Below are 13,133 nucleotides of genomic sequence, written 5' to 3' on the forward strand. Positions count from 1 at the left end.
CGCTCAGAAGCCGTGAAGGCCGCTCCCGGGACCGACCCGGGAAGCGGCCTTCACGGCTTTCCGGCGTAGCACCCCGGACCGGGAATCCCCGAAACTGCGCTGAACCACCCCGCACCGGCGGCCGTGCTTTGGGTGAGGGCGTCTCGCACACGCCCTCCGGGGTCACCACGACGCAACGATCCGGGCCAGCCTCCGCCCGATCGGGACCGGGTAACCCCGGCGAGCGGCCGTCGCGGCAACGGCCACCTCGCGCGGGCCCGTCCGGCATCCCCAGAATCCCGGACGGGCCCGCCCCGCCCTTCCCCGGCTTCTGTTCCGGTGGCACCTCTGTTCCGATGACACTGTCCCGGATCTTGTCCGATGGCTCACCTGATCAGCGGTCGCCCAGCCGCGGACCGCGGGCGACGGTGGGGACATGCGACGTTTCGTGGCGCTGAGCGCGGCCGTCCTGGCGGGATTCGCCCTCCTGACGACGTCCGGCAGCGCGAATCCGGAAAGCGCGGTACCGGACCTCGCCCGGCAGGCGGTGGGCGGCTGGGTCGGCACGTGGGCCGCGGCGCCCGCGGCCGCCGTGCCGAACACCCCGGACGGCTACCCGGGCTACTCGATCCGCAACGTCGTGCACACCAGCGCCGGCGGCGACCGGGCCCGCGTCCACCTGTCGAACGCCTTCGGCGCCGCGCCCCTGACCTTCGGGCACGTCACGGTCGCGGTCCAGGCCACCGGGCCGGACGCCGTGCCGGGCACCCTGCGGTCCCTGGCCTTCGGCGGCGCCCCGAGCGTCGTCGTGCCCGCCGGCGCCGAGGCGTTGAGCGATCCCGTCGACCTCCGGGTCCCCGCCGACACGAACCTGCTCGTGACGACCTACGTGCCGGCGAAGTCCGGACCGGTGACCTACCACCCGCTCGCGACGCAGACGTCCTACTTCACCCGCAACGGCGACTTCGCGGCCAGCGAGTCCGGCGCCCCGTACACCGAGCAGACGTCGGTGTGGCACTACGTCTCCGGTGTCGACGTCCAGGGCGGATCCCCCGCCTCGAACGCGAAGGCTTCGATCGTCGCGCTGGGCGACTCGATCACCGACGGCTACGGGTCAGCCCCAGCGGCCAACCACCGCTGGCCGGACTACCTCGCCGATCGGCTGCACGACCGCTACGGCGTGCTCAACGCCGGCATCAGCGCCAACCGGCTGCTGCTCGACGTCCCCGGCTCGAGCGCCGGCCAGAACGCGCTCTCCCGGTTCGACCGGGACGTCCTGAGCGTCGGTGCCGTGCGGACGCTGATCGTGCTGGAGGGCATCAACGACATCCAGCAGGAGCCGCACCAGACCGACCCGGCCGCGATCACGTCGGCGTACCGCCAGCTGGTGGCGCAGGCGCACGCGCGCGGCATCCGGGTGCTCGGCGGCACGCTCACGCCGTTCAAGGGCTGGCGCGTCTACGACGACACCCTCGAAGCGACCCGCCAGGCGGTGAACGCGTTCATCCGCACCAGCGGGGTCTTCGACGCCGTCATCGACTTCGACGCCGCGGTCCGCGACCCGGCCGACCCGCTCCGGATGCTCCCGGCCTACGACTCCGGCGACCACCTCCACCCCGGTGACGCGGGCTACGAGCGGATGGCCGCCGCCGTCCGGCTCGACCGGCTCTGATCCCGGGGGATGAACAGCACCGCGACCAGGCTCAGCACCGCCACGGCCACCAGGTAGAGCGACACCGAAAGCGAAGTGCCGGTGGCGGTCTGCAACGCCGTCGCGATCAACGGCGCGAAGCCACCGCCCAGTACCGCGCCGACGGCGTAGGAGAACGAAGCCCCGCTGTAGCGGTAACGCGGCTCGAACAGCTCCGCGAACAACGCCGACTGCGGCCCGTAGGTGGCCCCGAGGCCGATGTTGAGCACCACCACCGCCACGATCAGCCACGCCGTCGCCCGCGTGTCGACGAGCAGGAAGAACGGGATCGGCCAGACCACCAGGAGCACCGATCCGGCCAGGTACACCGGTTTGCGGCCCACGCGGTCGGACCACGCCGCCGAGGCGAGGATGCTCACCAGCCAGGTCACGCTGCCCACGATCACCACGACGAGCAGTGTGGTGCGGTTGATCTTGAGCACCGAGGTGCCGTAGGACAGCAGGTAGGCCAGGAAGATGTACCCGATCGCGGTGTTGGCGATGAAGCTGCCGGAGGCCACCAGCAGTGCCCGCGGCCGCTCGCGCAGCACGTCGACCATCGGCCGGCTGCTGCGCTCCTCCGCCTCCCGCAACCGGGAGAACACCGGGCTTTCCTCGATCCGCAGCCGGATCACCAGGCCGATGCCGACGAGCACGATGCTCGCCAGGAACGGCACCCGCCAGCCCCACGCGGCGAACTGCGCGTCGGTCAGCGCGCGGCCGAGGACGAAGAACATCAGCTGCGCCAGGATCAATCCGGCCGGGACGCCGATCTGCGAGAACGCGCCGTACCGGCCGCGGCGCCCCTCGGGCGCGTGCTCGACCGCCATCAGCGCCGCCCCGCCCCATTCGCCGCCCGCGCTCAGCCCCTGCAGCAGCCGCAGGACGAGCAGCAGGACGGGCGCCCAGACCCCGATCGCGGAGTACGTCGGCAGCAGCCCGACGCCGACGGTGGCCACGCCCATCAGCAGCAGTGACAGCACCAGCATCGCCTTGCGGCCCACGCGATCGCCGAAGTGGCCCCAGAGGATCCCGCCGACCGGGCGGGCCAGGAACCCGACCCCGAGCGTCGCGAACGCGGCCAGGGTCCCGGAAGCGGGCGACAGCGTCGTGAAGAACAGCTTGCCGAACACGAGCGCCGTCGCCGTGCTGTAGATGAAGTAGTCGTACCACTCGATGGTGGTCCCCACCGCGCTCGCCACGGCGACCCGCCGCAAGGGCCGGGCCGCGACCGCGCGGCTGCTCACGAGCCTGCTAGTGCGGCCGCCGGGACCAGGTCGTCCACGAGCAGGTCCATCAGCAGCCCGTCGTGCCAGTTGCCGTCCGGACCGCGCTCGTAGGACCGCATCGTGCCGACCGGGCGGAAACCGAGCGACCGGTAGAGCCGGATCGCCGCCTCGTTGCCGGCCGCGGGGTCGATCACCAGCCGGTGGTGCCCCCGCTCCGTGAACAGGTGTTCGGCCAGCGTGCGGATGGCGTCCGCGCCGAGGCCGCGCCCCTGGAAGTCCGGGTGCACCGCGATGTCGATCCCGGCGTGGCGGTACTGCGGGTCGGCCTCCTCGAAGGCCAGTTCGATGCCGACGACGACGTCCTCGTGTTCGACGGCGTAGGTCGTGGTGCCTTCGTCGGGGTCCAGCAGATAGGACACCTGGGCGGCCACCGGCTCCTCGGCGTCGGCCCACCAGCGGGCGACTTCGGGGTGCGACAGGATCTCCTCGAACCGGGCGGCGTCCGGGGCGGCGGCAGGCCGCAGCCGGACACGGCTTCCGGTGATCAGGCCGGTCATCGGCCCAGTGTCGCCCGCCCGGGCGTCCCCTGTCGAGGGCCGAACGGACTGCTCAGGCGTACACCGTGACGACGTCCTGCCCCGCGTCGGCCACCTTGCGCAGCGCCGCGAGCACGGCGTCGATCACCTCGGCGTCGTCCTCGTCCAGGTCGCCGGGGCGGTCGTCCCCCGCTTTCGCGAGGGCTTCGGCGAGCTCGCCGGCGAGCACGAACCCGACCATCGGGTAGTCGGTCCAGACGATGCCTTCGAGGTTGCGCGAGAGCAGGTGGTCGGCCACGTCGGCGCCCAGCAGCCCGGCGAGCACGCCGTCGAACAGCTCCTCGCGGAACCGGTCGCCGCCCGCGGAGGAATGCCCGGTGCGGCCGGCCTCCTCGCCCATCGCCAACGCCGTGCGCGCGACGGTGTCGGCCACCTCCGGTGTGGGTTCGCCGCCACCGGCGTCGCGGAACGCCGCCACCACCGGGTCGGCGGCCACCCGTGCCCGGAACTCGTCCGCCGACGCGGCGCGGAAGACCAGCGCGTAACCCATGCTCTACTCCCCGTACCCCGGCGTCACCTTGACGACCGCCTTGCCGTCCGGGCCGACCGTCGTGTTGACCGGAACGTACTTCACCGGCGGATGGCCGTTGTGGATGGCGTTCCAGATCGAGGTCCCGACCTCGCCCCGGCCGTCGTAGGTCGCGTTCTCCGGCTTGCTGTTCTTCATGTTCGCGGCGACGTCCTTGAGGTATTCCGTGCTGCCCTGGTCCATCCGGTGTTCGTTGGGCCGGTTCGCGGGCGGCACCGGGGCGCCGGTGTCCGGGTCGAACTTCTGCACGCGGCCGTGCATCGGGCCGCCCGTCAGCGTCGACCCGTTGCCCTTCGCCTCGACGACGTGCATGGTCTTGCCGTCCCAGTAGGCGACGTCGGCGACGTTGTTGCCGTTGAAGGCGACCGCGTTCGGCCACGGCTCGCCCGGCTTGGTGCCGTACTTGCCCGCCGGCAGCGGGTTGGCCTTCGTCGGCGTGATCATGTCGAGGTCGTCCTTGCCGGTGACCTTCTTCAGGTAGTCGTGCGCCCCGGCCTCGCCGACGTCCTCGGACCGCTTGACCTTCGTCTTGCCCTCGGAGTCCTTCAGGCGCCTGCCGAGCGGGTTGTTCGGGTCGTCCTTCGGGAAGTTCTTGTACTTGTCGATCGCCGGGTCCTTGAGGTCGTCGTTGACGATGTCCCCGGGCTTGAAGTCCTGGCCGGTCTTCGGCTTCTTGCTCGAGCCGGAGCCGGACGCGTTCGTCGAGTCGTCCTCGGACCGCTGGCGCTTCGGGGGCGCCTTGTCGCTGACCTTCCCGCACGGGGACACCGTCGCCGTGAGCCCCAGCGGGTCGGCCGCGAGGAGCGGGTTCGCCACGTAGGCGACCGGGTTCGGGGCGGGTTCGAGACCCAGCGGGTCCGGGCTGAGGTACCGCGCGGTCGCCGGGTCGTAGTAGCGGTAGACGTTGTAGTGCAGTCCGGTCTCGGCGTCGCGGTACTGGCCGGGGAAGCGCAGCGGCGTGCCGGCCTGCTCTTGAGGGGACACTGTCTCTTGGGGGAGCACAGGGTTGCCCCACAGGTCCGCCTCGCCGCGCCACAGCAGCGCACCGGCCGCGTCGACGAGCTCGATCGGCGAGCCCACCTGGTCGGTGACGATCGTGGCCAGCCGGCCGGAAGCCAGCTGCGCCAGGGGTTTTCCGTCGTCCGGGTGGTATTCCCAGGTGGTGACCCGGGTGCCGGCCTGTTCCTCGACGAGGGTGGTGCCGTCCCAGCTGAACAGCACCTGCTCGGCCACCACCGGAGCACCGCCCTGGCCCGCGACGATCCGCTGTTTCGCGGTGCGCCGGCCGAGCGGGTCGTACCGGTAGCGCCAGTGGCTGCCGTCCGGTGTGACGACGCCGGTGAGCCGGCCGAGGGCGTTCCACGTGTAGTGCCACACAGCGCCCGAGGCGTCCCGGCGGGACACGAGCCTGCCGTGGGCGTCGTATTCGTAGGCGGTGGTGTCCGACGCCGTCAGCCGGGTGCCGGTGTAGAACCGGCGTTCCCGCGCGGTGCCGGTGATGTTGCCGGCGCCGTCGTAGCGGTACTGCTCGGCGCGGTTCGGGCCGGCGACCGCGGTGACCCGGCCGGCGGCGTCGAGCTGGTAGCGCACCGGGCCGGTCACGTCGTCGTCGACGACGGCGAGCTCGCCGTCGGGCCGGTAGTCGTAACCGCGCGAGTGCACGCGCCGCCCGGCGACCGTCACGGCCTGGCCGGTGAGGCGCTCCCCCGCGTAGGCCTGTTCGAGCACGACGTCACCGAAGACGCGCCGGGTTTCGGCGCCGCCCTCGTGCCCGAAGCGGATCGACTGGCCGGCGGTCTGCAGCGCGACCGGGACACCGTCCGGGTCGAACCGCCATACACTGTCCACTCCGGACGGTGTGCGGCGGTGCACGAGGTGGTTTTCGTCGTCGTAGCCGAACGAAATCGTGCGGCCGTCGACGGTGTGGGTGAGCACGCGACCTTGGTCGTCGCGTTCGATGTCCACTCGGGACTCGGCGTTCGCCGCGCCGGCGAGCCGGCCGACCGGGTCGTGGGCGAACGTGGTGAGCTCGTCGGCCGTGCGGCGCGAGACGACGTTGCCGAGGACGTCGTAGGCGTACTCGACGACCAGGCCGCCGGCCTCCGAGCGCACCAAGCGCCCGGCGGCGTCGTGGGTGTAGCGGGTCACCCGGCCGTCGAAGTCGGACTCGGCGGCGAGGCGCCCGGCCGGGTCGTAGGTGTAGTGCCAGGTCAGCCCGGCCGGGTTGGTCACCGCGACCAGCCGCAGCTCGGTGTCGTAGGTGTACGCCGTCCGCGCGCCGGTCGGGTCGGTGACCGCGGTCAGCAGGTCGAACGGCCCGTATTCGCGGGCTTCGGCCTGGCCGAGCAGGCCGGTGTGGCCGAGTTCGTTGCCCTGCCGGTCGTAGCGCCAGACCTCCTGCACCCCGGCCGGCGTGGTCCGGGCCAGCAGCTTGCCTTCGACGCTCCAGCGCAGCGCGGACCGCCCGCCCGCGTCGACGACGGCCTTGGGGCGGCCGAACAGGTCGGTGCCGTCGCCGCGCTCGCGCAGCTCGGCGGCGGTGGCCGCCGCGGTGCCGGGCTCGTCCGGGCTCAAGGCTTCTTCGGCGGAACCGTCGGCGATGCCGGGCAGCGTGGTGTACGGATCGGGCGCGCTGCCGGCCGGGTAGTGGCGACGCCAAACGCGGCCGGCGGCCTCGACCGCGATGTCCCAGGCGCCGTCGAGGTGCCGGGTGAGGGCGACGCGGCTGCCGTCGGGCCGCACGACCGCCCGCAGTTCGCCGGCTTCGCCGTGCTCGAACAGCGTCGTGTGGCCGAGCGGGTCGGTCCGGCTCAGCATGCGGTCGTAGCGGTCCCACGTGTACGCCGTGACCGCGCCGAGCGGGTCGATGTCGCGCACGAGCTGGCCGAGCTCGTTGAAGTGGTGTTCGCTGGTGTGGCCGAGCGAGTCGGTGAACCTGGTGACCCGCTGGGCGGGGTCGTAGGCGAACCGGCCGTCGAGGAAACCGCCGTCCCCGACGGTGACCACGCAGCGCCCCGCGGCGTCGTAGACGTAGCGGTACCAGACGCCGTTGCGGTCGTGCCAGCCGGTGATCCGGCCGGCGTCGTCGTATTCGAACCGGACCGGCGTGTCCGACGAGTCGACCACGGCGACCAGCCGCCCGCGCGGGTCGTAGTCGTAGCGCACGGCGCGGACGCGGTAGCCGGTGTCGCCGTCGACGACGTCCACCGCCACCACGCGGCCGCGGTCGGTGGTGAGGGCCACCTCGTAGCCCGCCGAGTGCGTCAGGCGCGCCGGCGCGCCGGAAGGCGTGTAGGCACACGAAATGACGGCGCCGCCGGCGTCTTCGACCTGCTGCAGCGGCTGCAGCGCGCCGCCGCGGCCGGGCAGCGGCGCGAAGGTGAGCGTGCGCCGGGCCAGGGGGTCGTGCAGCGTGTAGCCGGTCGCCGTGCGGGTCAGCGGCCGCCGCGGTCCTTCCAGCGGCAGCACCGGGACGCCGGGCTCGGCGTGCGGGTACACCAGGATCAGGCCGTCGGCGGAGAAGTAGCAGACGTGCTCGTCGTCGAGCTCGAGCCGCTGGTCCACAGTGGACGTCCACGTCGGACCGAACCACAGCCCGGCCCGGTAGGACGAGATGTGCGTGCGGTCGAGCACGAGGGCATCCGGCAGCTCGAGGTCGCGCTGTTCCAGCACGACGTCCCCGTTCGCGACGTCGACCGGGTCGGACTTGCAGACGCGGTCGTCCGGGCCGACGCCGCGGTCGCGCGGGTTGTCCGGCTTGTTCGACGAGCCCCCGCCCTTGCCGCCGTCGCCCTTGCCCGCACCCGAGGGCGTGGTCGAGCCGCCGTTGGGCGTCGGGTCCGGGCCCTTGGGGTTGTCGTCGGGACCCTTCGACGCCGGTGGCGGGTCGGTCTTGGGCGGTGGGTCGGTCTTCGCGCCGGAGGTCGTCGTGCCGTCGCCTTTGGCGCCCGAGGGACTGGTGCCGTCGGTCTTCGGCGGTGGCGCGTCCGGGCCGCCCTTCCCATTGGGACCACCGATGTCCTTCGGCCCACTCTTGATATCCGCGTGCTTCGGCGGCGGCGCAGCCTTACCCGGCTTGATCTTCCGCAACGCCTTCGCCGCGTCCGCGAACAGATCACCCGCCCGCTTCAACAGCGGAATCAGCGCCTTCAACGCCGTCACCAACCGCTTCACCAAATCCGCGATCTTCGACGCCACCTTCGCCACCGCGCCGACCACCTGCGGCACCACCCAGGTCAACCCGATCCCCAAGGTGAACACCACCTGCAACGCCCAGCTGATCAAATGCCCGACCAGCTCAGCAATGATGTCCCGCACCAGCGCCCGGACCGCCGCGACCACCTCACCCGCGGTCTTCACCCCGCTCGAAGCACCCTCACAGCCCTTCTGCGCAGTCTCCAGCAGCGTCACCGTGTCCTGCGCCCGCTGCCGGTAAGTGTCCGCCGCGTTCCCAGTCCAAGACACCGTGTCGGCCTTGACCATGCCAGTCAGGTCTTCCCCGATGCTGCCCAGCTCGGTCGCGACGTTCTTCCACGTCTCCGATTGCGCAGCAATCTCATCGGCATTGCCGGTCAGACCGTTCAAGGCCTCCTTGAGCGGACCGACGTGCTCCATCAGCCACCCGACCCCGGCAGCGAGGATCGCCCCGAACGGATCCATCGCCATCGACAACGCATCCAACGCCGTCCCGACCGCACCCATCGCGACCGACGCCCAGTCACCGCTCTCGATCGCCGACTTCAAGTCATTCGCCGACTCCAAGAGCGAAATGCCCGAATACGCCTTCGTGGAATCCTTCGTCTCCGCGACCAGCGGATTCACCACGGATTGTTGTCCTCATCGTCGGCTGCAGTAGGCCGCCGGGGCGGCGTCGTCGGGGTTCCGGGAGCGGGCGAGGCGGCCGCGCCACCCGACGGCGCCGGCGGCACCGGAGCGGGCGGGACGGGCGGCTGCTCGTCCGGTTCGTCCGGATCGGGGAACCGGCCGCGCAGGGAGTCGAGCAGCGCACCGCGGGTCTCGCGGTCCTCGTCACCGAGCTGCTCGGCCATCACCCCGGCGACGCGGTCGGCGATGCCGGACTGCGCCCGGCGCATCGTCGTCAGGATCTGCCGCGAGAGCTCTTCGAGCGGGAACGACTTGACCTTGTTCGAGAACGTCAGGTCGGTGACGGTGCCGTCCGCGCCGACGGTCACGCTGACCGCGCCGTCGGAGCTGGTCGCGGTCAGCCGCAGCCGTTCGGTCTCCTCCTGCGCCGCCTGGTAGCGCTCCGCCTTCGCCGCGAACCCGGCCGCCCAGTCGTCCATCCGGCGGATCGTCTCGTCGGGGTCCTGGATCAGGTCCCCGAGCCCGTCGGGCCGTGTCATGACCGCACCTTCACTTCCGACATACGCGAAGACGACGCGAGCTGACGCTCGAACGGCTGCGCGTTGCCCTCTTCGCCTTCCTGGTAGGACTTCGCGGCCGACGTGACATTGTCAGCCAGCCCGCGCACGCCTTCCGTCGACGCCGTCAGCGCGTCCTTCGCCTGCTCACCCGTCGGCCGGATGATCGGCGGGAGGAAAGCGCACAGCAGTCCGTAGGCGTGGTCCGACATCGCCGTGTCGGCCGCCGAGCTCGCCGTGTTGAGCCGGTCCACCAGGCTCTCGACGTGACTCGCGTGCGCGACCAGGTCATCCGGTTCGACCTCGAATCCGGGGGCCGTCATGCCGTCACTTCCAATCCTGGTTCTTCCAGTCCCCGATCACCGGCGGCGCGACCGCTTCTTCGCCCGCGAAGAAGTTCGGGTCGTCGCTTTCGAGGTAGTCGGCCGACTTGTGTTCCTTGTCGTCTTCCTTCTTGCCGCCGCGGCCGGCGCCCATGCCGCCCATGCCCGGCGATCCCGCGGCGCCGGACGCACCGCGGCCCGACATCGCGTTGCGTGCTGCCGCCGCTTCGGCTTCCGCGGCCGCGCCGGAGGCGGCTCCACCGCTCAGGTTGCCCGCACCCGTGCCGCGCACGCCGCCGCCGGCACCACCGGCCCCGGAACCACCTGCCCCGGAGCCGCCGCCGATCCCGCCGAGGGAACCGCCGCCGCCACCGGCCCCGCCGCCGATCCCGCCGAGCCGGCTGGCGATGCTTTCGCCGTTGATCCCGCCGCCGCGCCCGATGGTCGGCATCTTGGCGCCACCGGGCGTGTTGAGCCCGCCGGAGCCGAGGGGCAGCCCGGTGATCGGGTCGATGCCGGGCGGGGTGAACCCGGGGATCGAACCGCCGCCGCGGACGGTGCCACCGCCCCCGCCGGAGATGTCCGGGATGTTCGGGATCGACGGCGGGGTGAACCCGCTGCCGCCGGTGCCCCCGCCCCCGCCGATTCCCGAGGGCGTGAAGCCGGACGACGTCGTGGAGTCGTCGAAGTGCGGCAGCGACGAGCCGGGGATGCCGGCACCGCTGAAGTTGCCGCCGGTGGGCGTGTTGGGGACGTCGAAGTTCGGCGGGGTGAAGCCCGCACCGCCGCCACCCGCGCCGCCGCCGGGGATGCCACTACCGGGAATGCCACTGCCCGGGATGCCACTGCCCGGGATGCCACTGCCCGGAATGCCGCTGCCGGAGAAGCCGGAGCCGCCGCCCTGCGTGTCGCTGCCCGGAATGCCACTACCGGAGAAGCCGCTGCCGCTGCCGGTGCCCGAGCCGTCGCCCGGAATGCCACTGCCCGGAATGCCACTTCCGGAAAAGCCGGAGCCGCTGCCCGAGCCGCCGCCGGGGATGCCCGCACCGCTGCCGCCCCCGCCGGCACCGTCGAGCCCCGCGGCGCGGGCGTCGAGCGGGCTCTGCGGGGTGACGCCGTCCATCGCGGTCCGCGTCGCCAGCGGCTGCCCATCACCGCCACCCGCCGCGGAGCCGCTGCGCGCGACGACGTTCTGCCTGGTCGCCGTGGCCGTCGGCAGCTTCGGCGGGGCCGGGAACCGCGGGGTGGCGACCGCGCCGCCGATGGTCTCGTCGTACTGCGTCATGATCTGCGCGGCGTGCTCCCGCGCGGCCTGCTGCGCCCGATAGGTCTGCATGGCCTCGCCCGCGGCCGCCGCGTACTGCACCGGGTCGGTCATCGACATCAGGCGCTGGTTGGTCGACTGCAGGTCGAACTGCACCGGCGGGTTCGCGACCATCTGCCGCTGGGTCTCGTTGAGCGCCTGGGAGTGGATCTCCTGCTGCCGGCCGGCGAGCGTGGCCCCCTGCGCGGTCGCGCCCAGCCACTTGCCGACGCCGGCGAGGTGCTCGCGGACGGCGTCACCGGCGCCGCCCTGCCAGTTGTCGGTGCTGGCGTTGATCGCGTCGGCGAGGGTCTTCTGGTGGGTGCCGAGGTCGTTGCCGACGCTCACCCATTCTTCCGAAGTTTCCGCGACGGTCGCCGGATTGGCGTCCAGTGTGATGGCTTCGTTCATCTGTTCGTGGCTGGCGTTGTTCCACAGCGTGCGCGGCGCCCCACCGGTTTCGCGCATGGCGAGGCCCTCGTCGAGGCCGTGCTTGGCGTCGTCGAGGTGCTGCTGGTAGAGCTCCTGGATCTTCCGGTCGCGCAGCACGGGGTCGACGACCGGGCCGAGCCAGCCGCGCCGGATCTCGTCGTCGACCTGCCGGGTGGCCATCTCGCGGATTTGGTCGCCCGAGGGCGAGTGGTCCGTGGTCAGCGGTCCGACGTAGTACTTCGACGACGAATCGGCGGTCACGTCGTAGAGCGGACTGCGCGGGTTGTAGTCCGGGGACGACGGGTCCGAGACGGACTCGGCGGTGGGTGCCACGGTCTCCCTCAGCTCTGGTCGGCGGCCGGGAGCGAGGTCAGCGTCGTGCGCGTGGTCTCTTCCCGGGACTTGTAGTTCTGCTTGGCCAGCTTGATGGCTTCGATGTAGGTCGGGAACTCCTGCCGCGCGGCCTGCAGCTGGGTGACGAGGCCGTGCTCGTCGGCGGCGGTGCTGACCATGTGCGCGGACACCCACTGCCCGGTGGCGGTCCGGCTCAGCGCCGGCGCGTCGTGCAACCGCTGCAGGTTCGCCCAGCGCTGCTCGAGCGACTCGAGCACGCCTTCGAGCGCCTCGATCAGCTGGTTGCCCGTGGTGTCGTCGATGGCGAAGCCACCGGTCTGGGCAAGCCGCTTCAGCTGCGCCCCGGCGAGCCCGACCCGCAGGGCGGCCACCGTCTTGGCCTCGGGTGTCGTGGCGGCCTGCATCTGCATGGTGGCCTGGAGAGCCTGGGCCGTGGCCGCGGTCTCTTCGGTCATCAGGACTGTTCCTCCCCGATCAGTAGACAGCGGCGATCGCGTCGCGGATGGCGCGCGAGAGGTCGGCCCGGCCGGCGGGCACGTACTCCGCGGTGAGTTCCCCGGCCTCGCCCGTCCGGGTGTGCACGAGGTACCGGCCATCGGCGGTGTCGAGCCAGCTCAGCGGCTCGCCGGCGAGCCGTTCGCCCCGCCGCCCCTGAGCACTGACGGCAATGTGCCCACCACCCAGCCGAGGTTCGGCGAGCACCCGTTCGAGCACGGCGACATCGGACGGTTTCGCAGCCGGCGGCCGCCGCCCGGGCCGCACGACGGCCTTGACCTCGATCATCCCGAAGGCATCGGTCTCTTCTTCGTCGAACTCGGCGTCCGCGATCCGCTTCGCGGTCATGGCGGAAACCTCCCGCCCGGCGGCCCGGTGGACGACGTGCTTCCCGGTGCTGGCGGCAGGGGCCGGCGGCAGCACCCCGGTGACGACCTCGACGAGTTCTTCGTCGGCGAACAGCGAAAACAGCAGTTCATCGGTGTCCGGAGCCTGCGTGATCCCGAGCGCCTGGGCACCGTCGCTGACGACGAGAACGGCCACATCGGCCCCGAGCCCGTCGATCCCGCTGACGGCGACCGAGACCCGCGGTTCGGCGAGCAGTTCGAAGGCGGCCCGGACACCGGGGTGCAGCTCACCGGAGACGGAGAGCCGCCGTTCTTCCAGTGCGTCGTAGACCTGCCGGGCCACGCGCACGAACCGCACGGGATCGGTGGGCAGGTTCCCGGCCCGGAGCGGGTACCGCCGGACATCGCCCCCGGTAGCCCGCCCGACGACGAGTGCTTCGAAGACCTCGAGGACGAACTCGAACCGCTCCGCCAT

General features: G+C 72.0%; 10 protein-coding genes. 1 reads left to right on the forward strand and 9 read right to left on the reverse strand.

Features of this window, described 5'->3' with window-relative positions:
* The first annotated feature begins 415 nt into the window (after window positions 1-415).
* Entirely contained in the window at window positions 416-1,651 is a 1,236-nt protein-coding gene (locus ISP_RS27220) for an SGNH/GDSL hydrolase family protein (RefSeq protein ID WP_013227054.1), read from the forward strand.
* Here the strand turns inward: ISP_RS27220 and ISP_RS27225 are convergent.
* From ISP_RS27225 to ISP_RS27265, 9 genes are read right to left on the reverse strand one after another with little or no spacing between them, the layout of a single operon-like run.
* On the reverse strand, window positions 1,609-2,916 hold the full coding sequence (locus ISP_RS27225; protein ID WP_013227055.1) for an MFS transporter: 1,308 nt from the start codon (window positions 2,914-2,916) through the stop codon (window positions 1,609-1,611). The two genes, ISP_RS27220 and ISP_RS27225, sit on opposite strands and share 43 nt — an antisense overlap.
* Complete coding sequence (locus ISP_RS27230; RefSeq protein WP_013227056.1) at window positions 2,913-3,455, reverse strand: GNAT family N-acetyltransferase; 543 nt, start codon at window positions 3,453-3,455, stop codon at window positions 2,913-2,915. Before ISP_RS27230 ends, ISP_RS27225 begins: the two co-directional genes overlap by 4 nt.
* A gap of 52 nt (window positions 3,456-3,507) precedes the next feature.
* A complete protein-coding gene (locus ISP_RS27235) occupies window positions 3,508-3,984 on the reverse strand; it encodes a radical SAM protein (RefSeq protein ID WP_013227057.1) in 477 nt (158 codons plus the stop codon).
* Between the two features lie 3 nt (window positions 3,985-3,987).
* A complete protein-coding gene (locus ISP_RS27240) occupies window positions 3,988-8,847 on the reverse strand; it encodes an RHS repeat-associated core domain-containing protein (protein WP_013227058.1) in 4,860 nt (1,619 codons plus the stop codon).
* Window positions 8,841-9,386, reverse strand: a complete 546-nt coding sequence (locus ISP_RS27245) for a YbaB/EbfC family nucleoid-associated protein (RefSeq protein WP_013227059.1) — start codon at window positions 9,384-9,386, stop codon at window positions 8,841-8,843. The genes ISP_RS27240 and ISP_RS27245 overlap by 7 nt, the downstream gene beginning before the upstream one ends.
* Complete coding sequence (locus ISP_RS27250; protein ID WP_013227060.1) at window positions 9,383-9,727, reverse strand: type VII secretion target; 345 nt, start codon at window positions 9,725-9,727, stop codon at window positions 9,383-9,385. Before ISP_RS27250 ends, ISP_RS27245 begins: the two co-directional genes overlap by 4 nt.
* A gap of 4 nt (window positions 9,728-9,731) precedes the next feature.
* Complete coding sequence (locus ISP_RS27255; RefSeq protein ID WP_013227061.1) at window positions 9,732-11,795, reverse strand: hypothetical protein; 2,064 nt, start codon at window positions 11,793-11,795, stop codon at window positions 9,732-9,734.
* Window positions 11,796-11,803: 8 nt separating this feature from the next.
* The gene (locus tag ISP_RS27260; protein ID WP_013227062.1) at window positions 11,804-12,271 is read right to left on the reverse strand and encodes a hypothetical protein; all 468 of its coding nucleotides are present in this window, start codon (window positions 12,269-12,271) and stop codon (window positions 11,804-11,806) included.
* A 19-nt stretch (window positions 12,272-12,290) separates the two neighbouring features.
* Window positions 12,291-13,133: an ESX secretion-associated protein EspG gene (locus ISP_RS27265; RefSeq protein WP_013227063.1), complete on the reverse strand. Its 843-nt coding sequence runs from the start codon at window positions 13,131-13,133 to the stop codon at window positions 12,291-12,293.

Source organism: Amycolatopsis mediterranei (assembly GCF_026017845.1).
In the GTDB taxonomy this organism is placed as follows: Bacteria; Actinomycetota; Actinomycetes; order Mycobacteriales; family Pseudonocardiaceae; genus Amycolatopsis; species Amycolatopsis mediterranei.

Bases quoted from the DNA above. Each gene is read 5' to 3' on its own strand.
- ISP_RS27220 (WP_013227054.1), top strand. From the start codon at position 416: ATGCGACGTTTCGTGGCGCTGAGCGCGGCCGTCCTGGCGGGATTCGCC.
- ISP_RS27230 (WP_013227056.1), bottom strand. From the start codon at position 3,455: ATGACCGGCCTGATCACCGGAAGCCGTGTCCGGCTGCGGCCTGCCGCC.
- ISP_RS27235 (WP_013227057.1), bottom strand. From the start codon at position 3,984: ATGGGTTACGCGCTGGTCTTCCGCGCCGCGTCGGCGGACGAGTTCCGG.
- ISP_RS27245 (WP_013227059.1), bottom strand. From the start codon at position 9,386: ATGACACGGCCCGACGGGCTCGGGGACCTGATCCAGGACCCCGACGAG.
- ISP_RS27250 (WP_013227060.1), bottom strand. From the start codon at position 9,727: ATGACGGCCCCCGGATTCGAGGTCGAACCGGATGACCTGGTCGCGCAC.
- ISP_RS27260 (WP_013227062.1), bottom strand. From the start codon at position 12,271: ATGACCGAAGAGACCGCGGCCACGGCCCAGGCTCTCCAGGCCACCATG.
- ISP_RS27265 (WP_013227063.1), bottom strand. From the start codon at position 13,133: ATGGCGGAGCGGTTCGAGTTCGTCCTCGAGGTCTTCGAAGCACTCGTC.